General features: G+C 69.7%; 27 protein-coding genes, 1 tRNA gene and 1 pseudogene. 20 read left to right on the top strand and 9 right to left on the bottom strand.

Annotated elements, in window-relative coordinates; genetic code table 11:
• Positions 1-90 precede the first annotated feature (90 nt).
• Positions 91-888: an LLM class F420-dependent oxidoreductase gene (locus QE416_RS02090; RefSeq protein WP_307313070.1), complete on the top strand. Its 798-nt coding sequence runs from the start codon at positions 91-93 to the stop codon at positions 886-888.
• Positions 889-927: 39 nt separating this feature from the next.
• Here QE416_RS02090 and QE416_RS02085 read toward each other — a convergent pair whose 3' ends face one another.
• Positions 928-1,107 carry a hypothetical protein gene (locus tag QE416_RS02085; protein WP_307313068.1) on the bottom strand — a complete coding sequence of 60 codons (180 nt, stop codon included), beginning with the start codon at positions 1,105-1,107 and terminating at the stop codon, positions 928-930.
• A 64-nt stretch (positions 1,108-1,171) separates the two neighbouring features.
• The gene (locus QE416_RS02080; protein ID WP_307313067.1) at positions 1,172-2,293 is read right to left on the bottom strand and encodes a Fic family protein; all 1,122 of its coding nucleotides are present in this window, start codon (positions 2,291-2,293) and stop codon (positions 1,172-1,174) included.
• Between the two features lie 184 nt (positions 2,294-2,477).
• On the opposite strand from QE416_RS02080, the gene QE416_RS02075 reads away from it, so the two are divergent.
• From QE416_RS02075 to QE416_RS02065, 3 genes are read left to right on the top strand one after another with little or no spacing between them, the layout of a single operon-like run.
• Positions 2,478-3,380, top strand: a complete 903-nt coding sequence (locus QE416_RS02075; RefSeq protein ID WP_307313066.1) for a 1,4-dihydroxy-2-naphthoyl-CoA synthase — start codon at positions 2,478-2,480, stop codon at positions 3,378-3,380.
• A 16-nt stretch (positions 3,381-3,396) separates the two neighbouring features.
• Complete coding sequence (locus tag QE416_RS02070) at positions 3,397-4,554, top strand: AMP-binding protein (protein WP_307313064.1); 1,158 nt, start codon at positions 3,397-3,399, stop codon at positions 4,552-4,554.
• An 11-nt stretch (positions 4,555-4,565) separates the two neighbouring features.
• Positions 4,566-5,537, top strand: a complete 972-nt coding sequence (locus QE416_RS02065) for a 1,4-dihydroxy-2-naphthoate polyprenyltransferase (protein WP_307313062.1) — start codon at positions 4,566-4,568, stop codon at positions 5,535-5,537.
• A 70-nt stretch (positions 5,538-5,607) separates the two neighbouring features.
• Here QE416_RS02065 and QE416_RS02060 read toward each other — a convergent pair whose 3' ends face one another.
• On the bottom strand, positions 5,608-5,943 hold the full coding sequence (locus tag QE416_RS02060; RefSeq protein WP_210073150.1) for a DUF4229 domain-containing protein: 336 nt from the start codon (positions 5,941-5,943) through the stop codon (positions 5,608-5,610).
• Positions 5,944-6,052: 109 nt separating this feature from the next.
• On the opposite strand from QE416_RS02060, the gene QE416_RS02055 reads away from it, so the two are divergent.
• The 3 genes and pseudogenes from QE416_RS02055 to QE416_RS02045 all read left to right on the top strand — a co-directional run bounded on the left by QE416_RS02055 (position 6,053) and on the right by QE416_RS02045 (position 9,161).
• The gene (locus QE416_RS02055) at positions 6,053-6,469 is read left to right on the top strand and encodes a PLD nuclease N-terminal domain-containing protein (protein ID WP_210073152.1); all 417 of its coding nucleotides are present in this window, start codon (positions 6,053-6,055) and stop codon (positions 6,467-6,469) included.
• Positions 6,470-6,472: 3 nt separating this feature from the next.
• Positions 6,473-8,249, top strand: a pseudogene (gene menD / locus QE416_RS02050) (2-succinyl-5-enolpyruvyl-6-hydroxy-3-cyclohexene-1-carboxylic-acid synthase).
• Positions 8,250-8,303: 54 nt separating this feature from the next.
• A complete protein-coding gene (locus QE416_RS02045; RefSeq protein WP_307313059.1) occupies positions 8,304-9,161 on the top strand; it encodes a polyphosphate kinase 2 family protein in 858 nt (285 codons plus the stop codon).
• A gap of 1 nt (position 9,162) precedes the next feature.
• Here the strand turns inward: QE416_RS02045 and QE416_RS02040 are convergent, their stop codons facing one another.
• Entirely contained in the window at positions 9,163-10,377 is a 1,215-nt protein-coding gene (locus QE416_RS02040; RefSeq protein ID WP_210074136.1) for an isochorismate synthase MenF, read from the bottom strand.
• A gap of 168 nt (positions 10,378-10,545) precedes the next feature.
• On the opposite strand from QE416_RS02040, the gene QE416_RS02035 reads away from it, so the two are divergent.
• The 4 genes from QE416_RS02035 to QE416_RS02020 all read left to right on the top strand — a co-directional run bounded on the left by QE416_RS02035 (position 10,546) and on the right by QE416_RS02020 (position 14,379).
• On the top strand, positions 10,546-11,109 hold the full coding sequence (locus tag QE416_RS02035) for a DUF402 domain-containing protein (RefSeq protein WP_267788018.1): 564 nt from the start codon (positions 10,546-10,548) through the stop codon (positions 11,107-11,109).
• 9 nt (positions 11,110-11,118) lie between these two features.
• On the top strand, positions 11,119-11,838 hold the full coding sequence (locus tag QE416_RS02030) for a demethylmenaquinone methyltransferase (RefSeq protein ID WP_267788016.1): 720 nt from the start codon (positions 11,119-11,121) through the stop codon (positions 11,836-11,838).
• A 61-nt stretch (positions 11,839-11,899) separates the two neighbouring features.
• Positions 11,900-12,961, top strand: coding sequence for a polyprenyl synthetase family protein (locus QE416_RS02025; RefSeq protein WP_307313058.1), 1,062 nt, complete (start codon positions 11,900-11,902; stop codon positions 12,959-12,961).
• Between the two features lie 44 nt (positions 12,962-13,005).
• Positions 13,006-14,379 carry an FAD-dependent oxidoreductase gene (locus QE416_RS02020; RefSeq protein WP_210073164.1) on the top strand — a complete coding sequence of 458 codons (1,374 nt, stop codon included), beginning with the start codon at positions 13,006-13,008 and terminating at the stop codon, positions 14,377-14,379.
• Positions 14,380-14,488: 109 nt separating this feature from the next.
• On the opposite strand, the gene QE416_RS02015 is transcribed toward QE416_RS02020, so the two are convergent.
• Positions 14,489-15,832, bottom strand: a complete 1,344-nt coding sequence (locus QE416_RS02015; RefSeq protein ID WP_307313056.1) for a dicarboxylate/amino acid:cation symporter — start codon at positions 15,830-15,832, stop codon at positions 14,489-14,491.
• 149 nt (positions 15,833-15,981) lie between these two features.
• Between QE416_RS02015 and QE416_RS02010 the strand changes: the two genes are divergently transcribed.
• The 3 genes from QE416_RS02010 to QE416_RS02000 all read left to right on the top strand — a co-directional run bounded on the left by QE416_RS02010 (position 15,982) and on the right by QE416_RS02000 (position 18,771).
• Positions 15,982-16,686, top strand: a complete 705-nt coding sequence (locus tag QE416_RS02010) for a FadR/GntR family transcriptional regulator (RefSeq protein WP_307313055.1) — start codon at positions 15,982-15,984, stop codon at positions 16,684-16,686.
• Between the two features lie 193 nt (positions 16,687-16,879).
• The gene (locus QE416_RS02005) at positions 16,880-18,583 is read left to right on the top strand and encodes an AMP-binding protein (protein WP_267788008.1); all 1,704 of its coding nucleotides are present in this window, start codon (positions 16,880-16,882) and stop codon (positions 18,581-18,583) included.
• A 47-nt stretch (positions 18,584-18,630) separates the two neighbouring features.
• Positions 18,631-18,771: a hypothetical protein gene (locus QE416_RS02000; RefSeq protein WP_210073172.1), complete on the top strand. Its 141-nt coding sequence runs from the start codon at positions 18,631-18,633 to the stop codon at positions 18,769-18,771.
• Positions 18,772-18,992: 221 nt separating this feature from the next.
• On the opposite strand, the gene QE416_RS01995 is transcribed toward QE416_RS02000, so the two are convergent.
• Positions 18,993-19,481 (bottom strand): YajQ family cyclic di-GMP-binding protein, encoded by a 489-nt coding sequence (locus QE416_RS01995; RefSeq protein ID WP_210073176.1) that lies wholly within the window; start codon positions 19,479-19,481, stop codon positions 18,993-18,995.
• Between the two features lie 88 nt (positions 19,482-19,569).
• Between QE416_RS01995 and QE416_RS01990 the strand changes: the two genes are divergently transcribed.
• The 3 genes from QE416_RS01990 to QE416_RS01980 all read left to right on the top strand — a co-directional run bounded on the left by QE416_RS01990 (position 19,570) and on the right by QE416_RS01980 (position 21,121).
• Complete coding sequence (locus QE416_RS01990; protein WP_267788005.1) at positions 19,570-20,070, top strand: FBP domain-containing protein; 501 nt, start codon at positions 19,570-19,572, stop codon at positions 20,068-20,070.
• Positions 20,067-20,948, top strand: a complete 882-nt coding sequence (locus QE416_RS01985) for a PfkB family carbohydrate kinase (RefSeq protein ID WP_267788004.1) — start codon at positions 20,067-20,069, stop codon at positions 20,946-20,948. The genes QE416_RS01990 and QE416_RS01985 overlap by 4 nt, the downstream gene beginning before the upstream one ends.
• Before the next feature lie 88 nt (positions 20,949-21,036).
• Positions 21,037-21,121, top strand: a tRNA-Tyr gene (locus QE416_RS01980).
• A 58-nt stretch (positions 21,122-21,179) separates the two neighbouring features.
• Here QE416_RS01980 and QE416_RS01975 read toward each other — a convergent pair.
• The 3 genes from QE416_RS01975 to aztA all read right to left on the bottom strand — a co-directional run bounded on the left by QE416_RS01975 (position 21,180) and on the right by aztA (position 23,186).
• Entirely contained in the window at positions 21,180-21,527 is a 348-nt protein-coding gene (locus QE416_RS01975) for a hypothetical protein (protein ID WP_210073182.1), read from the bottom strand.
• Positions 21,528-21,617: 90 nt separating this feature from the next.
• The gene (locus QE416_RS01970) at positions 21,618-21,869 is read right to left on the bottom strand and encodes a hypothetical protein (RefSeq protein ID WP_307313054.1); all 252 of its coding nucleotides are present in this window, start codon (positions 21,867-21,869) and stop codon (positions 21,618-21,620) included.
• Between the two features lie 666 nt (positions 21,870-22,535).
• Complete coding sequence (gene aztA / locus QE416_RS01965) at positions 22,536-23,186, bottom strand: zinc ABC transporter ATP-binding protein AztA (RefSeq protein ID WP_267788000.1); 651 nt, start codon at positions 23,184-23,186, stop codon at positions 22,536-22,538.
• 55 nt (positions 23,187-23,241) lie between these two features.
• Here aztA and aztB point away from each other — a divergent pair, with 55 nt between their 5' ends.
• From aztB to aztC, 3 genes are read left to right on the top strand one after another with little or no spacing between them, the layout of a single operon-like run.
• Positions 23,242-24,096 (top strand): zinc ABC transporter permease AztB, encoded by an 855-nt coding sequence (gene aztB, locus QE416_RS01960; protein ID WP_267787998.1) that lies wholly within the window; start codon positions 23,242-23,244, stop codon positions 24,094-24,096.
• A gap of 31 nt (positions 24,097-24,127) precedes the next feature.
• The gene (locus QE416_RS01955; RefSeq protein WP_307313053.1) at positions 24,128-25,342 is read left to right on the top strand and encodes an ABC transporter; all 1,215 of its coding nucleotides are present in this window, start codon (positions 24,128-24,130) and stop codon (positions 25,340-25,342) included.
• A gap of 1 nt (position 25,343) precedes the next feature.
• Positions 25,344-26,243, top strand: coding sequence for a zinc ABC transporter substrate-binding protein AztC (gene aztC, locus QE416_RS01950; protein WP_267787996.1), 900 nt, complete (start codon positions 25,344-25,346; stop codon positions 26,241-26,243).
• Positions 26,244-26,271 lie beyond the last annotated feature (28 nt).

Raw genomic sequence — 26,271 nt, 5'->3', positions numbered from 1 at the left:
ACTCCGATCGTCGGTAGCCCTCCACGCTACGTGCGATCGACCCCGCGGTCCACCCGTCCCGGCGCACGGGCACGGGCATAGGCTGACGCCATGCTCTTCGATACCCCCGTCCGGCTCGGCGTGCAGATCCAGCCGCAGCACGTGCAGTATTCCGACATCCGCGACGCCGTCCTCCGTCTGGAAGAGATGGGCGTCGACGTCCTGTTCAATTGGGACCACTTCTATCCCCTCTACGGTGACCCCGAGGGCGAGCACTTCGAGTCGTGGACCATGCTCTCCGCCTGGGCCGAGCAGACCGAGCGCGTCGAGTTCGGCGCGCTCGTCAACTGCAACAGCTACCGCAATCCCGACCTGCAGGCCGACATGGCCCGCACCGTCGACCACATCAGCAAGAAGGGCGGCGACACGGGTCGCTTCGTCTTCGGCACCGGCTCGGGCTGGTTCCAGCGCGATTACGACGAGTACGGCTACGACTTCGGCACCGCCGGTTCGCGGCTCAACGCCCTGGCGACCGACCTCGACCGGGTCGTCGCGCGGTGGGGCAAGCTCAACCCGGCGCCCACCCGCAAGATCCCCGTCATGATCGGCGGCAAGGGCGAGCAGAAGACCCTGCGCATCGTCGCCCGTCACGCCGACATCTGGCACAGCTTCGTCACCCCCGACGAGCTGCCGCACAAGTTCGGGGTGATCGAGAAGTGGGCCGAGGCCGAGCAGCGCGACCTGTCGGGCCTCGTCGTCTCGAACGAGCTGAAGGACCGCGACGAAGACGTCGCCGACGCCCTCTACGACGCCGGCACGCGCCTGTTCACCCTCGGCTTCGGCGGTCCGGACTGGGACTACTCGCTCGTCGAGCGCTGGCTGCGCTGGCGCGACAGCAAGAACGCGTGACGACGACGGCGCCCCGGCGATGTCGGGGCGCCGTCGCGGTCACGGCTTGAACTGCGCGCCTCCGGACGTCCCCGTCCAGTTCTTCGCGGCCTCGCCCTTGTAGTACGCGGTCTCGCTCTGGTGGTTCAGCGACCGCCGCGCGTCCTCGGACTGCTCGTGTGCGGGCGCTCCGAGGAAGTACTCGCGGATGCGGCCCAGTATCGACACCTTCTTCGCCATGATGACTCCGATCGTCGGGTCGTTCAGGCTACGCGCCGGCGCTTCCGTGAGCAACGCTTCTCGGTCAGTCGTCCGCGAGCATACGAGGCAGATATCCGAGAGTGTCGAGTCGCCGAATGAGGCGTATGGCGATGGGGCCGCGCGCCAAAGAGAGTCGGTAGAAGCGCGGCCCCTCCTCCGCCTGTTGCAGCAGGTTTCTGTCACGTAACCCCCTAATGAATCGCGAACGGTGGGAGGGGGATCCGGGCACGACGTGTTCGATGTCACCGGACTTGATCACGCCCTGTTCCAGCGCGATGCGGAGCGCGTCGTGCTCCTGCGCTGCGATCAACCCATCTCTTCGCATGCTGTCTAGAGCGGGGCCGACCACTTCGCCGATGACGAAGGCATGGCGCTGGAGATCGACGAGCCGTGAAACATCATCTCCGATGCCGCGGACGAAGAACTCCGCCCACACGACGGTTCCTGCATCACTCAGATCATCGGCCGCTTCAAGCGCGGAAATGTACGCGTCGCGATCGTTGCCGAACACGGCCGTGGGGTTCAGCGCGCTGTAGCCACGCGTCGCGAAGATCGTTTTTCGGAGCATCGCATATGTGAAGAGGCGGGAGACTCGGCCGTTGCCGTTACGGAACGGGTGGATCCATACAAACCGATGGTGCGCGATGGCGATCTGGAGCATCTGCTCGTGCAGCGGGCGGTCGTCGTTGGCGAAGTCGAGCAGGGAGCTCATCTCGGCGTGTACGGTGACCCAACTGGGTGGTCTGTGCGCCGACTCGGTGATCGCGACCTCCCGGTCTCGATATGAGCCGGGAGTGGGGTCACCTTCTCGGATGAGACCGTCCACCACTCGGAGGTGCAGCTCACGGACGAAGGCATGGGTAAGCGGTGCGTGAGCATCGAGACCGTCGATGAATCGCACCGCCGCGGCAATGTTCGTGATCTCGCGCTGCGGGTCCGACCGCGAGTCTGCTCGCTCGATCGCCTCGTACACCGTGGTGTGGTTGCCTTCGATGCGCGCGGAGACGACACTCATGACGAAGTCGAACAGCCGATGGAGTTCCACGTAGGTGTCGTACGGTGTGTCACCCGTTCCGATATCGGCCCGCAGCCGTTCTATCTCGAACAGCGTGGCCACCAGTTCGGATCCGAAGTCGAGTCGGGGGATCACGTACTTGTCTTTCATGATGACCCCTTCTTGCGTCTACGTCTCATGTTATTTGCTCGACGACCTCTTCGCCGCTTTAATTCGCGCGGTAGTGCGCGAGGTGGGTGGCGCAATAATTTGCGTGACCCTGCGGAGACAAATTGCGTTGGGTGCGCGGGGAACGTGCGGGCCACCACGACGCACGCCGTTCTAGGCTGATCACGTGACCGTCTCCGAGCTCTTCGATCCCGCGGAATGGACCCTGGCGCCCGGCGCCGCGGACTACACCGACATCACCGCCCACGTGACGCACGATGGGCGCGTCGCGCGCATCGCATTCGACCGACCCGAGGTGCGCAACGCCTTCCGGCCGCACACCGTCGACGAGCTGTACCGCGCCCTCGACATCGCTCGCCAGGACCACCGCATCGGCGTCGTCCTGCTCACCGGCAACGGTCCGAGCCCGAAGGACGGCGGGTGGGCGTTCTGCTCCGGCGGCGACCAGCGCATCCGCGGCCGCGACGGCTACAAGTATTCGACCGACGAGACCACCGTGCACGATCCCGGTCGCGCCGGACGCCTGCACATCCTCGAGGTGCAGCGCCTCATCCGTTTCATGCCGAAGGTCGTCATCGCCGTGGTTCCGGGCTGGGCCGCCGGAGGCGGGCACTCGCTCAACGTCGTCTGCGACCTCTCGATCGCGAGCGCCGAGCACGCCCGTTTCAAGCAGACGGATGCCGATGTCGGCTCGTTCGACGCGGGCTACGGCTCCGCGTACTTCGCGCGCCAGATCGGGCAGAAGTTCGCGCGCGAGATCTTCTTCCTCGCCGAGGAGTACTCGGCCGAGCGCGCCTACGAGATGGGCGCGGTCAACCGCGTCGTGCCCCACGCGGATCTCGAGCGCGAAGCCCTGTCGATGGCGCGGACCATCCTGACGAAGTCGCCCACCGCGATCCGCATGCTCAAGTACGCGTTCAACGCCGTCGACGACGGCCTGGTCGGCCAGCAGCTCTTCGCGGGCGAGGCCACGCGTCTCGCCTACGGCACCGACGAAGCCGCCGAGGGCCGCGACTCTTTCCTCGAGAAGCGAGACCCCGACTGGTCCGACGTGCCGTGGCACTACTGATCGCTGGGACCCGCGCGTGAGGCTCGACCCGCCGGCATCCGACGACCCGCGCGACGTGCTGCGGGCGTTGCGCGCGGCCGTCCTCGGCGCCGGGCCGGCCGTCGCCCTCGGCGGCGCGGTCCTGCCCCGCGAGGTCCCGCCGGGTACCGCCGCGGTCGTGACGACCTCGGGCTCGACGGGCGTGCCGAAGTCGGTCGTGATCGGCCGCAACGCCCTCATCGCCAGCGCGTACGCCACGGCTGCCCGCATCGGGGAGGGCGCGTGGCTGCTCGCGGTCCCGGCGAGCTACGTCGCGGGCGTCCAGGTGATCGTGCGGGCGCTCCTCGCCGATCGCGAGCCCGCGGTCGTCGCCGGCCCTTTCCGCCCGGAGCCCTTCGCCGCCGCAGCCCTCGGCATGGCCTCGCACCTCGACGGAGCCCGCGTCCCCAGCTATACCTCGCTCGTTCCGGCGCAATTGCAAAGACTCCTGGATGCCGCCGAGCACGACGCCACCGTCGCCCAGGCGCTGCGTTCGTTCGAGGCGATCCTCATCGGGGGGCAAGCACTCGCCCCCTCGGTACGCGAGCGTGCCGAGGCCGTGGGGGCGCGCATCGTGCGCACCTACGGCTCGAGCGAGACCAGCGGTGGGTGCGTCTACGACGGGGTGCCCCTCGACGGCGTCGACGTGGCGATCGTCGACGGAGAGGTACGCCTTTCGGGACCGACTCTCGCCGAGGGGTACCTCGGCGATCCCGAGCGCACGGCATCCGTGTTCCCCCGAGTCGACGGCACCCGCTGGTACCGCACGGGCGACGGGGGCGAGATCGTGCACGGCGTCCTGCAGGTGACCGGTCGTCTCGACAACGTCATCGTCTCGGGGGGCGTCAACGTCTCGCTGGACCGGGTCGAAGCCGCCGTGCGCGGCATCGCGGGACTGGAATCCGCCGTCGTCGTGCCGATCCCGGATGCGACATGGGGGCAGGGGTCCGCCGTGGTGGTGCCCGGGATCGCGCCGGGCCGCGAACACGACCTGCTCGCCACGATCCGCGAGGTCGTCGGCGTGGCCGTCGGAGCGCCCGCGCGGCCGGCCCGCGTCGTCGCGGTCGACGAGCTCCCGACGCTGCGCTCCGGTAAGCCCGACCGCGCGACTCTGCGGCGCTTCGTCGGCGAAGGCGCGCCGAACCCGCGGGATTAGACTGACCCCTCGTGGCAGCACAGTCTCGCAAGCGTCCGAACACCGCCAAGACGCGTCGTCCCGGCGGCAACCCGCAGAAGGCGAAGACGGGTGCTCCGCAGGCCGTCGCCCCGGCGACCGCGCGCGACTGGATCGCCGCGGCGCGCCTGCGCACGCTGCCCCTCGCCATCACCCCGGTGCTGATCGGTACCGGAGCGGCCACGCTCGTCGACGACGACCTGCACTGGGTCATCGCGCTCGCCTGTCTGGCCGTCGCCTTCGCCTTGCAGATCGGCGTGAACTACGCGAACGACTACTCGGACGGCATTCGCGGCACCGACGACGTGCGCGTCGGGCCGGGCCGCCTGACCGGCGGGAAGAAGGCGAAGCCGCGGACCGTGCTGATCGTCGCGCTGTCGTTCTTCGCGCTCGCCGCGGTGATCGGGCTCGCCCTGGTGATTCGGACGGGGCAGTGGTGGCTCCTCCTGGTGGGCGCCGTCTGCATCGTCGCCGCGTGGTTCTACACCGGCGGCAAACGCCCGTACGGCTACAACGCGATGGGCGAGATCTTCGTCTTCGTCTTCTTCGGCCTCGTCGCCACCCTCGGTACGACGTGGTTGCAGGTGCTGTCGCTGCCGCAGGAGGCGTGGTTCGGCGCGGTCTCGGCGGGTCTGCTCGCGTGCGCCGTGCTGCTGGCCAACAATCTGCGCGACATCGACCAGGACCGCCTCGCCGCAAAGCGCACGCTCTCGGTGCTCATCGGGCGGCGGGCGACCCAGGTGCTGTTCACGGTCTTCGTGCTGGTGCCCTTCGGCATCGCTGCGTTCCTGGCGCAGGTGTACCCGCTGGCGTGGTTGGAGGGGATCCCCCTGCTCGGCGGTCTCGCGGCGATCCTCATCGTGTGGACCTACCGTGTCCCGCGCGAGCTCATCACGGCGCTCCAGGTGACGAGCTTCACGTCGGTGGCCTACGGCGCGATCCTGTTCGCAGCGTTCGCGGTCTGACGACGCCTCGCGCGGAGCGGCCGTCGGGCATCGGCGCGAGAACCGGGCTGCCGAAACCCTCGAGGGGCGATCAGCCGCGCGGAGCCTCGCCCGCCGCGCTCGGATCCTCGGCGACGTCGGTGCGCGTGGCATCGACCACCGCATCTTCGGCGTCGGCGTCGGTCTGAGCGCCGGTCCGGCGACCGGTCGCGGTGCGCTGGGCGCGTCGCTCGGCGAGACCGCCGGTGACCTGGTCGAGCGGACGACGCAGGAACAGCGTCGACAGGCTCAACCCGATCAGAGCGGCGAAGATCGCGGCGAGCCACGGCAGCTCCTGGAACACCGGGAACAGCAGCAGGATGCCGAGGGGCACGAGGAAGGCGAGCAATCGCAGCACCGTGTAGACGAGGGCCGAACGAGCACGCATGTCCTCATTCTACGGCGGACGCCTCGGCGCCCATCCCGGGTCGTTCGACGGCGGAAGATCGCGTGCCGGCTCCGGGCCGCTGCCCAGCCGGCGCACGTAGAATCGGGTCATGGCACGGTTGCTTCTCATCCTGGCGCTCGTGGCGACCGTCTTCTGGGTCTACACGATCGTGGATTGCGCCGTGCAGAGCCCTGCTCGTCACCGCGGCGTCAGCAAGCCCGCGTGGTTGGCGATCGTCATCCTCCTTCCGGTGCTCGGCGGCATCCTGTGGTTCGCGATCGGCCGAGGCCGCGCGACCCAGACGGTCGTGCGACGCGCCCCCGACGACGACCCCGAGTTCCTGGGGCGCATGACCGCGTCGGCACGCGCCGAGCAGGACGAGCGGATCCGCCGTCTCGAAGAAGAGCTGTCACAGCTCGATTCCGAGGCCGACGACCCGCAGCCGCCGAAGAAGACGACCGACCCCGGTGACACCCCCGGCAAGGGCGACGACGACACCCGCGATCAGCGCGGCGCCGTCGGCTGAACCATGCCCCTCGACACCCGGCGCGCGGCCGCGCCGGCCACCGACGCCGCTGCTGCCCTTCTCGCCGGGCTGGTCTCGCGCGGCGTCCGACACCTCGTCGTGAGCCCCGGATCGCGCTCCCAGGCCCTGGCGTTGGTCGCCGCCGAGCTCGAGCGCCAGGGACTCGTGCACCTGCACGTGCGCATCGACGAGCGCGTCGCGGGCTTCACCGCCCTCGGCATCGGACGAGAGACCGGGATGCCGGCGGTCGTGGTCTGCACCTCCGGCACCGCCGTGGCCAACCTCGTCCCGGCCGCTCTCGAGGCGCATCACGCCGGGGTGCCCCTGCTTCTACTGACCGCCGATCGACCGCCCGAGCTCCGCGGCGTGGGTGCGAATCAGACAACTCGACAGCCGGGGCTGTTCCGCTCCGCCGTCCGCCTCGAAGCCGACCTCGCGGTCCCCGCGGTGATCGACGGCGACGCGACCTCGGAGCAGACGGCCGAGCTCGACGCCGTGGCGGCTTCCGCGCTCGCCGCGGCTCTCGGGGAGGGCGCTCGAGCAGCCGGCCCCGTGCACCTGAACGTGCCGTTCCGCGAGCCGCTCGCGGGCGCGGCTCCGTCGTGGTTGGCCGAGCGGGCGGCATCCGGTGCTCACCCCGCCGAGGATGACGCCGACGGATCCGGAGCGCTGTACCAGGGCGGCGGAGGCATCGGCGAGGCCGATGTGGCGCCCGAGGTCGAGGCGGCGTACGTGATCGAGCCCGGGCCGCGGACGGTCGTGATCGCGGGCGCCGATGCGGGCGCCGCCGCGGAGCAGGTGGCCCACGACGGGGGCTTCCCCCTCATCGCCGAGATCGTCAGCGGTTCGCGCTTCGGGCGGCAGATCGTGCACGGCTACCGAGCGCTCGTGGACGACCCCGCGCTGGGCGGGCGTGTCGAACGCGTCGTCGTGTTCGGGCGCCCCACGCTCAGCCGCGAAGTGACCCGTTTGCTCATGCGCGACGACGTCGAGGTGCTCGCGGTGCGCGGACCCGGTGAACCGGTCAACCTCAACGGCACGACGCAGGCCGTCGACGCCGTGCGCGTCGGATCGGGCGAGAACGACCGCGCGTGGCTGGGGGAGTGGATGCGCGCCTCTCGCGCCCGCGCCGTCGACCTCTCGCCGCCCGCCCCCGACGCCGACGGACTCGCCTCCGCCGTACCGCACGAGCGGCTCGGGGCGATCAACGCCGAGGTCGAGGTCATGCGCGCGCCCCTCGATCGCCCCGCCTTGGTCGACGCCCTCTGGCGGGCGACCTGGCCGCACGACCGTCTCGTCTTCGGTTCGTCGCGCATCGTGCGTGTCGCCGACGAGGTGCTCGGCGGCAAGAAGGTCGCCGTGCACTCCAACCGGGGGCTCGCGGGGCATCGACGGGACGATCGCGACGGCCACCGGTGTCGCTCTGGCCAGCCAGGTCGAGGAGCGCCCCGGTGTGACGCGCCTGCTGCTCGGCGATCTCGCCTTCCTCCACGACATCGGCGCGCTGATGCTGCCTCCCGGCGAGACCGAACCGCGCCTGCAGGTCGTCGTCGGAAACGACGGCGGGGGCACGATCTTCGACGGTCTCGAGGTGGCCGAGGTCGCCGGCGACGACGCGATGGCCCGCGTGCAGTACACCCCGCACACGGCCCGTCTCGAGCAGCTCGCCCTCGCCTTCGGGTGGGAGTACCACCGCTGTACCACGCGCGTCGCACTCGACCAGGTGCTGACTGCCCCTACCGGCGGCCGGCAGCTGATCGAGGTCCCCCTCCCGCGCTGAATCCGGGCCGTCAACGGGTGGCGATCATCCCGGATGCCGCGGCAGCATGAGCCTATGAGCTCGAAGAATCGCTGGTCCATGCCCGCCGCCGACGCCCTGCGGGTGGAGCCCGGGTTCCGCCTCGTCGACATCGACCCCCGCTCGACGCCCGGCTACGACGGCGACAAGAACGACGGCCGAGCCGACCTCGAGGCGGGCCGCGCACCGCTCGAGGGACTGCAGGAGCGTCTCTTCGCGCAGAGCGTCGCGGGAACCGCCACGGGTTCGGTGCTGCTCGTGCTGCAGGCGATGGACACCGCCGGCAAGGGCGGGATCGTGCGGCACGTCGTCGGAGCGGTCGACCCGCAGGGCGTGGAGCTTGCCTCGTTCAAGAAGCCCACCGCCGAAGAGCTCGAGCACGACTTCCTCTGGCGCATCGAGAAGCGGTTGCCGGATGCCGGTCGCCTCGGCGTCTTCGACCGATCCCACTACGAGGACGTGCTGATCGGACGGGTGCGCGAACTCGCCCCGCCCGAGGAGATCGAGCGCCGCTACGGCGCCATCGTGTCGTTCGAAGCGCAGGCGGCCGAGATGGGCATCCGCGTGGTCAAGGTCATGCTCCACATCTCGAAGGACGAGCAGCGCGAGCGCCTCGGCGAACGGCTCGCGCGCCCCGACAAGCACTGGAAGTACAACCCGTCCGACGTCGATGAGCGAAAGCTCTGGGACGCCTACATGGACGCGTACCAGGTCGCGATCGAACGCACGTCGACGCCGATCGCTCCCTGGCACGTCGTTCCTGCGGACCGCAAGTGGTACGCCCGCCTCGCCGTTCAGCAGTTGCTGATCGACGCCCTCGAAGACATCGACCCGCAGTGGCCCGCGGCAGACTATGACGTCGAGGTCGAGAAGCAGCGGCTCGCGAACTCCTGAGTCAGGCCAGCGCCTCCACGATCGGGCGGAACTTCACGCGCGTCTCGAGCAGCTCCGACTCCGGCACGCTGTCGGCGACGATGCCCGCTCCGGCGTAGGCGGTGATCGGCGCGGTGGGCGACGAGGGGGCGGCGCGATCGATCTGCGCGCATCGCAGAGCGATCGCCCACTCGCCGTCGCCCGAGGCAGCGGTCCAGCCGACCGCGCCGGCGTAGCGGCCGCGGTCGAAGGGCTCGAGGCGACGGATGACGTCCATGGCCGCGGCGGTGGGCGTACCCGCGACCGCGGCCGTCGGGTGCAGGACCGAGAGCAGGTCGAGGGACGAAGCATCCTCGCTCAGCTCGCCCTCGACATCGGTGGCGAGGTGCCAGACGTTCGGGAGTTTGAGAGTGAAGGGCTCGTCGGCGGCGGCCAGGGCCGAGGTATGGGGAGCGAGGGCTTTCAAGACGCTCTGCACGGCGAACCGGTGTTCGTCCTGGTCCTTCGTGCTCCGGGCGAGAGCGACGGATGCCGCGACATCGGCGTCGGCGTCGCCGCCGCGCGCCACGGTGCCGGCGAGGACGCGAGCGGTGACGGTTCCGCCCGAGACGGTGACGAGGGTCTCGGGGCTCGCGCCGATCAGGCCGTCGACGGCGAAGACCCAGCAGTCCGGGTACCCCTCGAGGAGGGAGCGGACGAGGCGTCGCAGGTCGGAGCCGGCGGGAACGGTTCCGGTGATGTCGCGCGCCAGGACGACCTTGCCCACCTCGCGGCGACCGATCGCCTCGATTCCCTGGCGGACGGCATCCTGATATCCCTCCGCCGTCTGCAGGCCCGGGCCGAGAGTCGCGGACCAGTGCGGACCGAAGGGGGAGCGGGGTGGGAGCTCGGGTTCGGGCTCGTCGGGGGTGTCGTCGAAAGCGAGGCGGGTCACCCAGGCACGCCCGCTGTGACGTCCGACGATCATGCCGGGGACGCGCAGGACGTTCTCGCGCTCGGACTGCGGATCGAACACGAACGACCCGAAGGCCACGAGACCGGTTCCGGGAAGCTGCACGGGGTCGTCGACCTCCGCCGCGGCCGCGATCGCACGCCAGCGCTCCGAGACGGTGGCATCGCCGGGCTGCTCCCCGGTGTAGCGCAGCGTGAGCAGGTCGCCGAAGGCGGCGAGGGACTCGCCGCGACGACTCCAGAACAAGGGGTCGTAGGGGGTGGTGTAGGCCAGGACATCGTCCATGGGGGGCAGCTCGCGCGTGATCACGCGCAGGCGCGGCACGACGTCTTCCGCGGGTTCCAGCACGTGTTTCAGCGTAGACCCGCGTCCGGCGGGCCGGAGGGACGCGGCACCGCGATGCTTCGGCGTCGAGCGAGACGCCGGCGCCCGAGCGCGTTTTAGACTCCGAGCATGGATCCTCGACCCGCCCCCGGCACCCGCCTGATGTTCGAGTGGCGCAAGTGGGACGGCTCGCCGCACTGGGTCCAGGACAGCGTGTACCTCGGTTCCGACCAGTGGGGCGAGTGGTTCGGCCAGCAGGTGGGGTGGCGCAGTGCCCGCCCCGGAGCCGAGTTCGTGTGCCGTCAACCCAATGTGACGCTGGTTCCCGCAACGGGCGACTGGGCCTTCACGCACAACGCCGACCCGCACCCGGTGGCCGTCTACATCGACCTCGGGTGGGACGTGCGGTGGCACGACGACGGCGTGCCCCGCGGCATCGACATGGATCTCGACGTCGTCCGCCGCACCGACGACCGGGGCACCTGGATCGACGACCGCGACGAGTGGGACGAGCATCGCGTGCAGTACGGCTATCCCGCGCAGATCGTCGCGCACCTGGAGGCGACCGCCCTCGACCTCGAACGCCGTGTGCTCGCGCGCGAGGCCCCATTCTCGGACGACGTGACCGGCCCCTGGCTCGAACGTCTCGCCGCCATGGCAACCCCCGAAGACCCCTCGAGCCCGCGCGCCTAGAATCGACGGGTGAGCAGCGACCCCAACCGCGCCGACCTCGGCAAAGACCCGCAGCGTGTCAGTGGCATGTTCGACCAGGTCGCGGCCGCATACGACCGCACCAACTCCGTGCTGAGCCTCGGCAACGACCGCTTCTGGCGCGTCGCGACCTTGCGCGCGGTCGCCCCGCAGCGCGGGGAGCGCATCCTCGACCTCGCGGCCGGCACCGGCACCTCGTCGATGGCATTCGTGCCGAGCGGGGCGCACGTCGTCGCCGCCGACTTCTCGCGCGGCATGATCGAGGAGGGCCGTCGCCGTCACGGAGACGTGCCGAACCTCGAGTTCGTGCAGGCCGACGCCACCGACCTGCCCTTCGCCGACGGCGAGTTCGACGCCGTGACGATGTCGTTCGGCCTGCGCAACGTCATCGACCCGCGTCGAGCGCTGCGCGAGTTGCGGCGCGTCACGCGCCCCGGCGGTCGCATCGTGGTGTGCGAGTTCTCGCACCCGCCGTCCCGCGCCTTCAACGGCTTGTACCGCTTCTACAACGACCGGGTCCTGCCGATCGTCGCGAAGGCGGTGAGCTCGAACGCCGAGGCCTACGACTACCTCAACGAGTCGATCCGCGACTGGCCCGATCAGCCGACGTTGGCCGGATGGATGAGAGACGCCGGGTGGGACGACGTGGCCTACCGCAACCTCACCTTCGGCATCGTCGCGCTGCATCGCGGCATCCGTCCGGCTTCGTAACCCCTGTCAACCGTCGAGATACCGTCGGCGGGCCTGCGGCGCGCCAGGATAGGCTGAAACCGTGACCCCGAGACCGCCCGCGGCCGGCACCCGCCTGTCGGGCAAGCTGGGCCTGAGTGACCGCATCTTCGCCGGCCTGCGTTCGCGTACCCTCCTCTCCACCGTCGAGGCGGGACTCGCGCGTGTCGAGACCGAGCTCGAGGGCGAGGTGCGCAGCGCCGACAAGCTCGCCGACGTCACCGCCCGTTACCTCTACGAGGCCGGGGGCAAGCGTGTGCGCCCCATGCTCGCGATCCTCACCGCGCAGCTCGGTCAGGGCACGACCAAGGAGGTCGTCGAGGTGGCCGCGGCCCTCGAGCTGACCCACCTCGGTTCGCTCTACCACGACGACGTCATGGACGGCGCCGACAAGCGTCGCGGTGTGCCCAGTGCGCAGACGGTGTGGGGAAACAACATCGCCATCCTCACCGGCGACCTTCTCTTCGCCCGCGCCAGCCAGCTCATGGCCCGCCGCGGTGAGCGAGCGATCCAGCTGCAGGCCGACACCTTCGAGCGCCTCGTCCTCGGGCAGATGCACGAGACCGTGGGGCCGCAAGAGGGCGACGAGCCCGTCGATTTCTACCTCCAGGTGCTCGCCGACAAGACGGGGTCGCTGATCGCTGCCGCCGCGCAGTCGGGCGTCATCTACTCCGGTGCGCCGAAAGAGTTCGAAGAGCCCATGGTCGTCTTCGGCGAGAAGGCCGGTGTGGCCTTCCAACTGCTCGACGACGTGATCGACCTGTCGCCCGATCCCTCCGAGACGGGCAAGGTCCCCGGAACCGACCTGCGCGCGGGCGTGCCGACCATGCCGTACCTGCTGCTCGGGCACCGTTCCGACGCGGCATCCGCCGATCTTCGTGCGCGTATCGACGAGGGCCAGCAACGCATCGCCGCCGGAGCCGACCCCTCTGTGCTCGACGGCGCGCTCGCCGAGCTCCGCGAGCACGACACGACGCACGAGACCCTGCGCCTCGCGCACCAGTGGTCGCAAGAGGCGATCGACGCCCTCGCACCGCTTCCCGACGGTGCCGTGCGCGAAGCGCTGACGCGCTTCGCCCGCGCCGTGGCCGATCGCTCGGCCTGACCCCTTTCCGCCCCACCCCCCCCGATCGCGATCGAGAGGAACCCATGACGAAGCTGCGCCTCGCCATCGTCGGAGCCGGTCCCGCCGGCATCTACGCCGCCGACATCCTGCTGAAGTCCGAGCGTCAGTTCGACGTGTCGATCGACCTGTTCGAGCAACTGCCCGCGCCCTACGGTCTCGTGCGCTACGGCGTCGCCCCCGACCACCCGCGCATCAAGGGCGTCGTCACCGCGCTGCGCGAGGTTCTCGACCGCGGTGACATCCGCATCTTCGGCAACGTGCGCTTCGGCGAGGACATCACCCTCGACGACCTCAAGCAGCACTACAACGCCGTCATCTTCTCGACCGGCGCGATCCGCGACGCCGACCTCGACATCCCCGGCATCGACGCCGACGGCTCGTACGGCGCCGCCGACTTCGTCAGCTGGTTCGACGGCCACCCCGACGTGCCGCGCGAGTGGCCTCTCGAGGCGGAGTCGGTCGCCGTCATCGGCAACGGGAACGTCGCTCTCGACGTGACCCGCATGCTGGCCAAGCACGCCGACGACCTGCTGCCCACCGAGGTACCCGACAACGTCTACCAGGGGCTCAAGGCCTCGCCCGTCACCGACGTGCACGTCTTCGGCCGCCGCGGTCCCGCGCAAGTGAAGTTCACCCCTCTCGAACTGCGCGAACTGGGCGAGCTGCGCGATGTCGACATGGTCGTCTACGACGAGGACTTCGACTACGACGAGGCGTCCCTGGCCGCGATCCAGACCAACAAGCAGGTCAAGGTCATCGACCGTGTGCTGCAGCAGTGGCGCACCCGCCCGGGCGTGAACAACTCCGGCGGAGAAGCATCGCGTCGCCTGCACCTGCACTTCTGGGCGAAGCCCGTCGAGGTCGTCAAGGATGCCGCGGGTCGGGTCGCCGCGTTCCGGTACGAGCGCACCCGGCCCGACGCCGAGGGCGGTGTCGTCGGAACCGGCGAGATCCGCGAGGTGCCGATCCAGGCCCTGTACCGCGCCGTCGGCTACTTCGGCTCACCGCTGAAAGGCGTTCCCTTCGACGAGAAGCACGGTGTCATCCCCAACCACGAGGGCCAGGTGCTCGCCGCCGACTCGAACTCGCGCCTGCCCGGCGTCTACGCCACGGGCTGGATCAAGCGCGGCCCCGTCGGCCTCATCGGGCACACCAAGTCGGATGCCATGGAGACGGTGCGCCACGTCATCAACGACGCCGGTGAGTGGTGGCAGCCCGCGCACCCCGAAGAAGAGGCGATCCCCGCCCTGCTCGAGGAGCGCGGCGTGCGCTGGACCGACCTCGACGGCTGGCACCGCCTCGACGAGCACGAGGTCGCCCTCGGTGCCCCGCACGAGCGCGCGCGCATCAAGGTCGTCCCGCGCGACGAGATGATCGCGATCTCGCGCGGCGAGTAGACCTCTCGATCGAACCGCCCCGTCTTCGGACGGGGCGGTTCGTCGTTCGTGCGCTCACCGCCGTCCGGCTGTGCAAGCCCACGACGGCGGCGACTGCGCTCGGTGGGGGTCAGTCGGCGCGGTCGGCGGCCGCGTACTTGTCGGAGAGCGCCTCTTCGTCGATCTCTTCGGAGGCCACTGTCTTGCGTCCGGCGTAGACGTCCCGATCGATCTCGTCGGTGGCGTCGGCGACCAGCATGGCCACCATCGTGTCGCCGTTGACGTTCAGGAATGTCCGGAAGACGCCGGTGAACCAGTCGACGGCGATCAACAGGCCGACCGCTTGGAGCGGCAGCCCGAGCGAGGTGGCGAGGAAGGTCGCGGCGACGGCGAAGCCGCCCGGCACGGTGATCGTGCCCATGTTGAGCATGATCGCCAGGGCCATGCCGAGAACGACCTGGCCGGGGGTCAGCTCGACCCGGGACGCCTGCGCGAGGAAGAGGATGACGATCGTGTAGTTCAGCACCGCGCCGTAGGAGCCCATGGTCAGACCGACCGACAGCGTGAAGTTGGCCACCCGCTGGCTGACGCCCACCTTCTCGACGGTGTTCTTCAGCACGGTGGGAAAGGTCACCGCGGAACTCGTGGTGGTGACCGCGATGATCGTCTGCTCCGCGAGCTTGCCCGGCAGGGCGGCCGGGTTGAGCCGGGTACGCAGGGCCACGACGATCACGAACAGCACCGTCACGATGATCACGCCGACGAGGGTGGAGCCGAGGTACGACAGCGCGCTGGTGACGACGGCGAAGCCCACGTCGCCGGCGAGGGCGGCAAGCAGGCAGAACACGCCGATCGGGGCGATGCGCATGACCAGACGGATCATGCCGAGCACGATCTGCTGCAGCTGGTCGAGCAGGGTGAGCACGAGACGGTTGCCGGTCGTGCGCACGTACCCGTTCAGGGCCAGGCCGAACAGCAGCGAGAACACGATGATGGGCAGCATGCTCGCGGTCGACATGGCGTTGAAGATGTTGGTGGAGACGAAGCCCAGGACGGTCTCCTGCCAGCCGGCCGGCGTGGCGGATTCCTGCAGGGCAGGGTCGACGGCGCCGGAGTAGTCGATGCCGGCACCGGGTTGGAGCAGGGTGGCCAGTGCCCATCCGATCACGGCCGCGACGATCGAGAACCCGATCATCCACGCGAACGTGCGTCCGGCCATGCGCCCCATGCCCGACCCCGTCATCGAGCCCGTCGCGACGATGACGGACGCCATCACCAGCGGCACGATCGCCATCTGGATGAGGCGGATGAACAGGTCTCCGACGAACTTCAGGTTCGCCGCCCACTCGCCGGTGAGCAGTCCGAAGACGATGCCCAGGACCGCCGCGAGCGCGATGAGGCTCGCCGGGTGACGGAGGATCCGCCAGGTGGTCGCGAGACCGCGACGACCGTTCGTGCTGTTCTCCGTGGTCATAGCCGCTCCTCCGCCGTTGCCCGTGGTCGGTCCAATTGTGTGCTTCGGTCGTTTCGTCGACCCGGTTCGGGTGTTTCGGGGTCGTTACGGTCTGACCAATCTGTGCAGAGCGAGAGGCGCCGCCTGGGAGGATGGGGGCGGGAGGGCCGATGAGCGATCACGCAGCACTCGCGCCGCTGGAGCGGCACGGCGGGTCGGTGCACGAAGAGATCGTGGCGCGCCTGCACGCTCTGATCCTGGCGGGGGTGCTCAAGCCCGGCGACCGGCTGGCCACCGAGCGCGAGTTGGCCGAGCAGTTGGTCGTCTCGCGCTCCGCGGTGCGCGAGGCGCTGCTGCGTCTGCAGTCGGCCGGTCTGGTCGAACGCCGTCATGGCAGCGGGACGCGCGTGAGCGCTCGCGTTCCGATCTCTGCGGCCCTGGCGTCGTGGGGTGACGACGAGCAGACGTCGATCGCCGCGGCATCCGAGTTCCGAACCGTCGTCGAGCCGCAGATCGCCCGTCTCGCTGCGACCCGGATCGACGACGCGCAACTCGACGAGCTCGAGGCGGTCGTCGCCGAGTCGAGCACCGTGCTCGACGGGCAGCGGTCGGTGCAGCTCGACATCGCGTTCCACGCGGGGGTCGCCGCGGCCACACGCAACCCTCTGCTGGCCTCTCTCAGCGAGCTGACCGTGTCGTGGACGCTCGAGGCCCGGCTCTTCTCGCACGTCGCCGCCGACGGCCGTCGACTCTCGCACGAGGGGCATGCCCGCGTCCTGCGAGCCCTGCGGGCGGCGAATCCGGATGCCGCGGAAGCGGCGATGCGTGTGCACCTCGACGAGATCGCCGACCTGGCGCAGCGCGTGCGCGACTGATCGGCGGCACCCCGCTCCGGTATCGGCGCACAGGCTCCGGGCAGTTGTCTGCGGAGGCAGACGGTCGGCGTCGACCCCACCTCGGTTATCCCGACGAGTCCTCCGCCGGGCTGCGTCCCTAGCGAGGCGCGTCGAACCGGGGGGAGTAGCGTCGTCACGTCGACTCGAATGGGCCGACGATCGAAGGAGCACCATGATCCCCACCGACGCGTCCGCCACCGAGCGCTACCGGGCCGCGAGAGACGAACTCCTCGCCGCGCGGACCGCCCCCGAGCAGGCGGCGTCCTTCCGCTGGCCGACCTTCGAGGGTGCGTTCAACTGGGCGATCGACTGGTTCGACCCGATGGCGCGCGGAAACGACGCGCCCGCCCTCATCGTCGTCGACGACGACGGCACCCACCACCAGCGCACGTTCGACGAGCTGGCGCGCCGTTCCGACCAGGTCGCGGCATGGTTGGCATCCCGCGGCGTCCGTCGCGGCGAGTCGGTGCTGCTGATGCTCGACAATCGCGTCGAGCTCTGGGAGGCGATGCTCGCGATCATGAAGATCGGCGGGGTCATCGCCCCGACCACCACGGCCCTCGGCCGGGTCGATCTTACCGACCGCATCGCGCGCGCCGAGATCCGTCACGTCGTCGTCGGCGCAGCCGATGCCGACAAGTTCCACGACCTGCCCGAGGGACTCGGCCGTATCGTCGTGGGCGGCGAATACGCCGGCTGGGCGACGTACGACGACGCCTTCCAGACGGATGCCGAGCCGGCCCGGCATCCGGGGACCACCGCAGACGACCGCCTGCTGCTCTATTTCACCTCGGGCACCACCTCGAAGCCCAAGCTCGTCGAGCACACGCATTCGTCGTACCCGGTCGGCCACCTCAGCACGATGTACTGGCTCGGGCTGCAGCCCGGCGACGTGCACCTCGCGATCAGCTCGCCCGGGTGGGCCAAGCACGCGTGGAGCCTGTTCTTCGCGCCGTGGATCGCGGGGGCGACCGTGCTCGCCCTGAACTACTCGCGCTTCTCGGCCGAGCGGCTGCTCTCGGAGCTCGAGAACGACCGCGTCACGACCTTCTGCGCGCCGCCGACCGTGTGGCGCATGCTCATCCAGGCCGATCTCACCGGGCGCCGCGGCGCGCTTCGCGAGGTCGTGTCAGCGGGCGAGCCGCTCAACCCCGAGGTCATCGCCTCGGTGCAGCGCGCATGGGGCCTCGATATCCGTGATGGCTACGGCCAGACCGAGATGACCGCCGTGGTGGCGAACACGCCGAACGCCCAGCTCGTGCCCGGTTCGATGGGTCGCCCGCTGCCCGGCTGCCCCGTGGTGCTCGTCGACCCGGTCACGGGCGAGCGCGGCGACGAGGGCGAGATCTGCATCGATCTCGCCGAACGGCCCGTCAACCTCATGACCGGCTACGTGGGCGATCCCGAGCGCAACGCCGAGGCTTTCGCCGACGGTCTGTTCCACACCGGCGATGTCGCGAGACGCGACGAGACCGGCAGCATCACGTACATCGGGCGCACCGACGACGTGTTCAAGGCGTCCGACTACAAGATCAGCCCGTTCGAGCTGGAGAGCGTGCTCATCGAGCACCCCGCAGTGATGGAGGCCGCCGTCGTGCCCGCCCCCGACGAGCTGCGGCTCGCCGTGCCGAAGGCCTACATCGTGCTGGCCGCGGGCCACGAGGCGGGCGAAGAGGTCGCGCTCGACATCCTCCGCTTCGCGCGCGAGCGGCTCGCGCCGTTCCAGCGTGTGCGCCGTGTCGAGTTCTTCGAGCTGCCGAAGACGATCTCGGGCAAGATCCGCCGCGTCGAACTCCGCCAGCGCGAGGAGGCCGTCGCCCGCGGCGAGGTCGCGCACGAAGAGTGGACGGATGCCGCCCTGCGGGGCGACCGCTGACGCGCAACCCCCTCGCCGCGGTCGCGTCGGCGTGTGAGCATCGAAGTATGGAAAAGGATCAGAAGCAGCCGTTCGAAAACCCTTCCGTCGACGACGACAGCGACATGCCTTCTCACATGGAGGAGCGAAACATCGGTCGGGAGACCGAGCGCGAGATCACGCAGATGATCAACGGCATCGAGGGCTGATCGACTCGGGGTGGTCGATCTTTCGGCTACTCCATCGAGGAACAGGGTCGTTCAGACCGGTTCCGTCGTGCGAATGAGGCCGCAGGTCACGCACGACCACGCCACGAGAAAGCGCTCGTCGTCGAGGACCTCGAACCGCAACACGTCGCCGCAGGTCGGACAACGCGGGTATCCGTCGGGAACGCTCATCGCGTGACCACGGCCTCGCTCCGACTCGGGGCTTACCGGTAGTTCGTGAACTGCAGGTCGACGTCGAGATCGGCGGCCTTCAGGAGGCGCTGGACTTCCTGCAGGTCATCGCGCGACTTCGACTGCACGCGCAGCTCATCGCCCTGGATCTGCGACTTGACGCCCTTGGGGCCCTCGTCGCGGATGATCTTGTTGACCTTCTTCGCGTTCTCTTGCGAGATGCCCTCCTTGAGCGTGGAGGTGATGCGGTACTCCTTGCCGCTTTGCACGGGCTCGCCGGTCTCGAGGCTCTTGAGCGAGATGCCGCGCTTGATGAGCTTGGTCTGGAAGACGTCGAGCACGGCGTTGGCGCGCTCCTCGGAGTTCGCCTTGATGACGATCGACTCGCCGCTCCAGGCGATGGAGGCATCGGTGCCCTTGAAGTCGTACCGCTGCTCCACCTCTTTATGCGCCTGATTGAGCGCGTTGTCGGCTTCCTGCCGGTCGATCTTGGAGACGATGTCGAACGAAGAATCAGCCATGGATTGATTCTATTCGCGGCCCCCGCGTCGACACCCCCTCGACATCGTCCGCCCCATGCGGGTAGAGGCGCTCGTAGACTCGGATGCCATGCGAGCACTCACGGAACAAGAGGTGCGGGGGGCGTTCGTCAACGCCACCGCCGAAGAGTTGCGAGTCGTGGCGCTTCCGCTCGACTTCGTGCTGACGGACTGGGATCACCTCGACTTCCTGGCCTGGCGCGATCCGCGCACGCGCGGGCGGGGCTACGTCCTCACCGAAACCGACGGAGAACCCGCCGCGATCGTGCTGCGCGCGGCCGAGGGCCAGTCCCGGGCGCGCTCGGCGATGTGCAACCTCTGCCACACGATGCAGCCCGGCGACCAGGTGTCGCTGTTCACGGCGCGCAAGGCCGGTGAAGCGGGTGAGCACGGCGACACCGTCGGTACCTACATCTGCGCCGACATGTCGTGCCACGAGACCGTGCGCCTGGCCGCCCCCCTGGCGCCGAGCGAGATCCGCGCGAGCGTCGACCGCAAGATCGACGGCACCAAGCGCCGCACCGAGGACTTCGTCAGCCGCGTGCTCGACACCGCCGAGGTCTCGCGGTGACCGGGCGGGTCGTCGTCATCGGCGACGCGTTGATCGATGAGATCCGCGACGAGACCGGTGTGCGCGAGTTCGTCGGCGGAGCGGGACTCAACGTGGCGGTGGGACTGTCGCGGCTGGGGGTACCGGCTTCGCTCATCGCCATGGTCGGCGACGATGCGGCGGGGGAGCAAATCCGCGCCTTCCTGCACGAGCACGACGTCGAGCTGCTCGCGAGCCCCGCGAAGCACGGGTCTTCGCGCGCCGTGAGCACGCGCTCGCCGGGTGGCGAGCCCGAGTACGTCTTCAACGAGGCGGCACAGAACCGACGTGTGGCGTACGGAGAGGCCGAGCGCGCCGCGATCGCGGCCGCCCCGATGGTCGTCGTGAGCTGCTTCCCCTTCGACGACCCCGAGCAGACCTCCCTGCTGGTGGAGGCGACGGCGTCGCTCTCGATGCCCCTCGCGATCGACCCCAACCCGCGCAGCGGCATGTTGCGGGACCGCGCCGAGTTCGTCCGCGGCTTCGAGCGGGCGGCATCCGGAGCTCTTCTCGTGAAGGTCGGCGAGGACGACGCGCAACTGCTGTACGGCGGGCCCCTCGACGACCTGCGCGCACGGCTGGTCGACCTGGGCGTCGGCGCGGTGCTCGCCACCTATGGCGCGGGTGGCGCGGCGATCGATGCGGCCGGCACCTCGGTGTCGCATCCGATCGCGGATCTTCCCGGGCGCATCGTCGACACGATGGGCGGGGGAGACGCGGTGCTCGCCACCACCGCCGCCCTCGTGCGCGACCGACTGCCCGCGGATGCTCGGGAGTGGGATGCCGTGCTCTCGCGCGCCATGGACGTCGCCGCCGCGACCTGCCGGCACGAAGGCGCCCTGCTGCGCACGCCCGAGTGAGCGGGATGGTTTCGAGCATCCCTCGCGGGATAGTAGAGTGGTCTATCGCGCCTCCGGTCGACTGAGAAAGCCGGACGGGTGCGCACCTGGCGAGTTACCCAAGCGGCCAAAGGGATCTGACTGTAAATCAGACTGCATTGCATTCGGGGGTTCGAATCCCTCACTCGCCACCACCATCAGAAAAGGGCACCCGGATCGGGTGCCCTTTTCTTGTTCCCCAGCGTTGCGGGCTCAGCCTGCTGCGAGGAGCGCTTTCGACTTCGCCTCGAGGAAGCTCACGAGCGCGCCGAGCACGTTCACCTCGTTGCCGAGGTTGACCAGGGCGACGGCGCCGAGCTCGATGGTGGCGTCGCGCGCCTCCATGGTCGCCTTCCAACTGCCGTCCCCGCCGGTGATGGGCTGCAAGTACGTGATGGTCTTCGCCTCGGTGAGGTCGACAACGATGAGTCCGGAGTCCGGGTCGGTCTCGTCCTCCTGATCGAGGACGCGGATATCGCTGCCGGTGAGATAGCCGAGCGCGCGGAACTCGGTCAGCCACGCCTCGAGGAGGGACTTGTCGAGCAAAGTTCGTACCGGCATGGGCCTCTCCGATTCATTCGCACGAATATGGCGCGCCCCCACATTATGCGGGGTGATGAGAGAAGTCGACCGACGGGCCTCGAGGTGGTATCAGGCGGCGCGGACGGGGCGACCGGCGGGACGTGCCGCGCGGACAGGTGCGTGGGTCGCCTGCTCGGCGGCCTCCCACGTGTGGGTGTCAATCACGAGACCCGAGGCGGCGTTCGCCTGGTCGGCGAGGGACCGGAGGTATTCGCCCACGAGCTGCTCGGGCTCGACGGCATCGAAGACGAACCGCAGGGGAATGGAGGGCTGGAGCCAGATCGTGGAGCGGCCGGCTTCTTCTCGGGGGTGCCGGTCCACGTCAGGGTGAACGATTCACCGCGGCGGAGCTTGGTCGAGGTGATCACCTTGATGTAACCCATCAGGCGATCGGGCAGAACGATCGGGTCCTTGTCGGATCCGTAGAACAACGTGGCCATGGCGATCTCCTTCGCTCGGGGTCGACGGGCTGATCATTAAGGTAGCACGTATTTCACAAACTTAATTAATTCTGCAAAATATTCAGGATGTTCACTATGGTGGAGTTGTGGCCGGCCGGGCCATGAAGGAGGAGGTGGTGGAATGACTCAGTCCTCCGCGTTGACCATGGCGCTCGACGAGTACGTCGAAGCGCGTGACGAGATGGCCGCGCAGGCACGCGCCGACCTCGGTGTGAGCGAGCTGGAGGCTGCGGCTCTCTGCTGCATCTGCGACGAGCCCGGCATCCGCCCCTCCCACCTCCGCTCTCGGCTGGGGGTGACTCCTGCCGGGGTGACCACCCTCGTCGACCGGCTCATCGGCCGAGATGGGGTCTGCTGCGCCGTGAGCTCGACGCCGACGATCGGCGCGTCAACCACATTTACCTCGAGATCGACCTCGAGGTCGAGCCGTGGAACGGTCTCCGCCGGTTCTCGAGCGAGGTCGAGGCGGCCGTTCTGTCGGAACCGCGCGAGGCTGCCGAGGCTGCCGCGGCTCTACTCCGCCGCATCACGGAGCGGGTTCGTACGCGGGTCTGAGGCGACCGGCCTCGAGGTGGATCACCTGGTCCGCCTCCGCGATCAGCCGTTCGTCGTGGCTGACGCACACTGCCGTCGCGCCGCGGCGGATCTCTTCCTCGATCGCCGCGCGGTTGAGCTCCGCGCTCGCCGTGTCGAGCCCGGTGGTCGGTTCGTCGAGCAGCAGGATCTCGGCCTGTCGGGCGAGGCCTTGTGCCAACAGGGCGCGCTGACGCTGTCCTCCGGACAGGGATGAGAACGGATGCCGACCCAGGTGCGCGATGTCGAGTCGCCGCATCGAGAGGTCGACCACTTTCCGATCCTCGCGCGTCAGGCGGCGGAGGGGGCCGATGCGACCCCACGCCCCCACGGTCACGACATCGCGAACGGTGAGGGGGAGGTGTTCTCCCACGGCTGCTCGCTGGGGGACGAAGGCGCGTGACTGATCGCCGAACTCGATAGCCCCGGATGCCGGTATGCGGGCACCCGCGAGAACTTCGAGCAGCGTCGACTTGCCCGCACCGTTGGGCCCGACGATCACGGTGAGGGCCGCGCGGGGGAGGTCGAGGTCGACGTCGTCGAGGGCAACCGTCCCGGGGAACTCGACGCGCAGACCGCGGGCACGCAGGGCGGGAGTCGTCATATCTCCATCATACGAGTTTGATAACCGTTCTCACTTAACGCTACGGTCGAACACCGTGTCCTGGCTCACCGATCCCTTCTCGCTCGAGTTCGTGCAGCGTGCCCTCCTGGGCGGCGTGCTCGTCGCGGTGCTCTGCGCGGTGGCCGGCACCTGGGTGATCGTCCGGGGCATGGCGTTCCTCGGCGAGGCGCTCGCGCACGGCATGCTCCCCGGTGTGGCCCTGGCCACCGTGCTCGGCGTGCCCGTGCTCATCGGGGCGGCCGCCAGCGCCGTGGTGATGAGCCTCGGCATCGGTGCCGTGCAGCGGCGTGCAAAGCTCTCGTACGACACGAGCATCGGCCTGTTGTTCGTCGGCATGCTCGCACTCGGCGTGATCGTGATCTCGCACGCGGGAAGCTTCGCGACCGATGCCACGGCCATCCTGTTCGGCGACATCCTCGCCATCACGAGCGCCGATCTCGTCGTCCTGGCCATCGCGGTCGTCGTCGGGATCGCTGCCGCGACCCTGACGCACCGCTCGCTCGTCGCCCTCGCGATCGACGAGCGCGTCGCGCGGGTGCTCGGACTCGGCCCGCGTCTGGCGCAGACGGTACTGGTGGGTCTGGTGACACTCGCCGTGGTGGCTTCGTACCAGGCCGTCGGCTCGCTGCTGGTGGTGGGGCTGCTCGTCGCTCCCGCCGTGGCGGCGAGGCAGTGGACCGAACGCATCCCCTCGACCATGGTGCTCGCGGCCGGTATCGGCGCGGCCGCCGTCGCGGTCGGGCTCCTCGTTTCGTGGCACGCCGCGACGGCCGCCGGAGCGACGATCGCCGCCACCGCGATCGCCGCCGCCGGCGTCTCGTGGCTGCTGCGACTCGCCACGGACCAGGCCCGTCGTCGCTTTCCCACGACGATCGCCGTACCCGCCTGACTTCCCTTCCCGCTCCACCGGAAAAGACCCCATGCTTCATCCCACTCGATCTCTCGCGCCCCTCGGCGCGCTCCTGCTCCTGGCCCTGGCGGGCTGTGCCGCGCCGTCCGCGCCGTCCGCCCCGACAGCGACTGCCGAGAGCGACGCTCACGGCCAGATCGACGGCGCCGCAGAGCTGGCCGAGCCCGCGCTCGGGCTCACCTCGATCGACGCCGACGGTCGGGTCTCGCACCTCGACCTCCTCGACGAGTCGACGGCCGACCTCGGAACCGTCCGCGCGCCCGCGGCGGTGCATTCCGACGGTCGCTACCTCTTCTCTGCCGCTGCCGACGGCGTCTCGATCGTCGACAGCGGAGTGTGGACGTGGGATCACGTCGACCACTTCCACTACTACCGGGCACCCGCACGGGTGATCGGCGAGGTCGCGGGCGATGGCGTGGCCACGGTGGCGACCTCCAACTCGTCGACCACGGGCGGCACGGGGGTGTTCTTCCCCGACTCCGGCGAGGCGGTCCTGCTCGACACCGAGGCGCTGTCGAAGGGCGAAGTAGCCGAGAAGTTCCGCGTCACCACGGAGCCGGGCGCAGGTCTCGTCGTCCCCGCCGGGTCGTTCGCGGCCATCGCCTCCGCGGGCGAGGTATCGCTGCACGCGGCAGACGGAACCGCGATCGGGGTGACGACCCCGTGCGCCGAACCCGCGGGCACCATCACGACACGCGTCGGAGCGGTGATCGGCTGCCGGGACGGCGCCGTGCTCGTGAGCGTCAACGGCGAGCAGCCGGTCGCCGAGGTCGTTCCGTATCCGTCCGGGGCCACCGCGCCCCGCGCCACGGGCTTCCACAACCGGGAGGGTCGACCGAGCGTCGCCGCTCTCGCGGGCGACGCCGGAATCTGGATCCTCGACACCCGTGAGCGCGCGTGGACGCTGCTTCCCGCCCCCGAGCCGCTCGTGCAGGTCACGGCGGTCGACGACAAGAACGCGAACGTCCTCGCCCTGACTGCGGGCGGTCGGGTGCTCGTGCTCGACGGTGACACCGGCGCGGTGCGCGCGGCATCCGCCCCTCTGGTCTCGGAGAGCCTCGCCGCGGGACTGCCCGTGACCCTGATCGCCGACCAGCAGCGTGCGTACCTCAACGGGCCGGCCGAGAACCGCATGTGGGAGCTCGACTTCGCCGACGATGCGCGGGTGGCGCGCGAGTTCGCCCCCGAGCGCACGCCGCTCTTCTTCGCAGAGACGGGACGCTGACATGCGCCGCACCCTCGCCGCCCTCGCCGCGGCTGCTCTCCTGTGCCTCACCGGATGCGCCGGTTCCGCGGCATCCGATCGACCTCTGGTCGTGGTGACCACGAACATCCTCGGCGACGTCGTGTCGAAGCTGGCGGGCGACGACGTCGAGGTCCTGACCCTCATGCGCCCGGGCGCCGACCCGCATTCGTTCGAGATCTCCGCCGCCGAGGCCGCGCGCATGCGTTCCGCCGACCTGCTGGTCGCCAACGGACTCGGTCTCGAGGAGGGGCTGCAACAGCACCTCGACGCCGCGTCCGCCGACGGGGTGCGCACCATCGTCGCGGGCGACGCCGTCCGTGTGCTGCCGTACACCTCCGCCGACGCAGACGGGGCCGACGACCCGCACTTCTGGACCGACCCCGCGCAGATGATCGCCGTGGTGGACCGGCTCACTCCCGCGCTCGAGAGCCTCGGCGGGGCCGCCGTCACCGAGCGCTCCGCCGGCTACCGCGCGCAGCTCGAGACGCTGGACGCGGACATGACCGCGGCTTTCTCCGCGATCCCGGCCGAGCGTCGTGCCCTCGTCACCAACCACCACGTGTTCGGCTACCTCGCCGATCGCTTCGACTTCCGCCTCATCGGGGCGGTGATCCCCGGCGGGACGACCCTCGCCGCTCCGAGTACGAGCGACCTCGCCGACCTCGTCGCGGCCATCGACGAGGCGAAGGTGCCGACGATCTTCGCCGAGTCCTCGTCTCCCGACCGGCTCGTACGCGCGCTCGCCGAAGAAGCCGACCGCCACGTCGAGGTGACCGAGCTGTTCACCGAGTCGCTCACCGACGCCTCGGGCGACGCCCCCGACTACCTGACCATGATGCGCGTCAACACGGAGCGCATCGCCACCGGGCTCTCGCCCTGACGAGACCCGCCCACCGAAGAAAGAGACA

The sequence above is a fragment of the Microbacterium sp. SORGH_AS_0421 genome (assembly GCF_030818635.1).
Classification (GTDB): Bacteria; Actinomycetota; Actinomycetes; order Actinomycetales; family Microbacteriaceae; genus Microbacterium.
This window is presented reverse-complemented; position numbering and strand designations above follow the sequence as displayed.

What these genes read in the sequence shown, in the direction of transcription:
- QE416_RS02090 (WP_307313070.1), top strand. Translation starts at nt 91, where the DNA reads ATGCTCTTCGATACCCCCGTCCGGCTCGGCGTGCAGATCCAGCCGCAG.
- QE416_RS02085 (WP_307313068.1), bottom strand. Translation starts at nt 1,107, where the DNA reads ATGGCGAAGAAGGTGTCGATACTGGGCCGCATCCGCGAGTACTTCCTC.
- QE416_RS02080 (WP_307313067.1), bottom strand. Translation starts at nt 2,293, where the DNA reads ATGAAAGACAAGTACGTGATCCCCCGACTCGACTTCGGATCCGAACTG.
- QE416_RS02060 (WP_210073150.1), bottom strand. Translation starts at nt 5,943, where the DNA reads ATGCGTGCTCGTTCGGCCCTCGTCTACACGGTGCTGCGATTGCTCGCC.
- QE416_RS02055 (WP_210073152.1), top strand. Translation starts at nt 6,053, where the DNA reads ATGGCACGGTTGCTTCTCATCCTGGCGCTCGTGGCGACCGTCTTCTGG.
- QE416_RS02045 (WP_307313059.1), top strand. Translation starts at nt 8,304, where the DNA reads ATGAGCTCGAAGAATCGCTGGTCCATGCCCGCCGCCGACGCCCTGCGG.
- QE416_RS02040 (WP_210074136.1), bottom strand. Translation starts at nt 10,377, where the DNA reads ATGGACGATGTCCTGGCCTACACCACCCCCTACGACCCCTTGTTCTGG.
- QE416_RS02035 (WP_267788018.1), top strand. Translation starts at nt 10,546, where the DNA reads ATGGATCCTCGACCCGCCCCCGGCACCCGCCTGATGTTCGAGTGGCGC.
- QE416_RS02020 (WP_210073164.1), top strand. Translation starts at nt 13,006, where the DNA reads ATGACGAAGCTGCGCCTCGCCATCGTCGGAGCCGGTCCCGCCGGCATC.
- QE416_RS02015 (WP_307313056.1), bottom strand. Translation starts at nt 15,832, where the DNA reads ATGACCACGGAGAACAGCACGAACGGTCGTCGCGGTCTCGCGACCACC.
- QE416_RS02010 (WP_307313055.1), top strand. Translation starts at nt 15,982, where the DNA reads ATGAGCGATCACGCAGCACTCGCGCCGCTGGAGCGGCACGGCGGGTCG.
- QE416_RS02005 (WP_267788008.1), top strand. Translation starts at nt 16,880, where the DNA reads ATGATCCCCACCGACGCGTCCGCCACCGAGCGCTACCGGGCCGCGAGA.
- QE416_RS02000 (WP_210073172.1), top strand. Translation starts at nt 18,631, where the DNA reads ATGGAAAAGGATCAGAAGCAGCCGTTCGAAAACCCTTCCGTCGACGAC.
- QE416_RS01995 (WP_210073176.1), bottom strand. Translation starts at nt 19,481, where the DNA reads ATGGCTGATTCTTCGTTCGACATCGTCTCCAAGATCGACCGGCAGGAA.
- QE416_RS01990 (WP_267788005.1), top strand. Translation starts at nt 19,570, where the DNA reads ATGCGAGCACTCACGGAACAAGAGGTGCGGGGGGCGTTCGTCAACGCC.
- QE416_RS01975 (WP_210073182.1), bottom strand. Translation starts at nt 21,527, where the DNA reads ATGCCGGTACGAACTTTGCTCGACAAGTCCCTCCTCGAGGCGTGGCTG.
- aztA (WP_267788000.1), bottom strand. Translation starts at nt 23,186, where the DNA reads ATGACGACTCCCGCCCTGCGTGCCCGCGGTCTGCGCGTCGAGTTCCCC.
- QE416_RS01955 (WP_307313053.1), top strand. Translation starts at nt 24,128, where the DNA reads ATGCTTCATCCCACTCGATCTCTCGCGCCCCTCGGCGCGCTCCTGCTC.
- aztC (WP_267787996.1), top strand. Translation starts at nt 25,344, where the DNA reads ATGCGCCGCACCCTCGCCGCCCTCGCCGCGGCTGCTCTCCTGTGCCTC.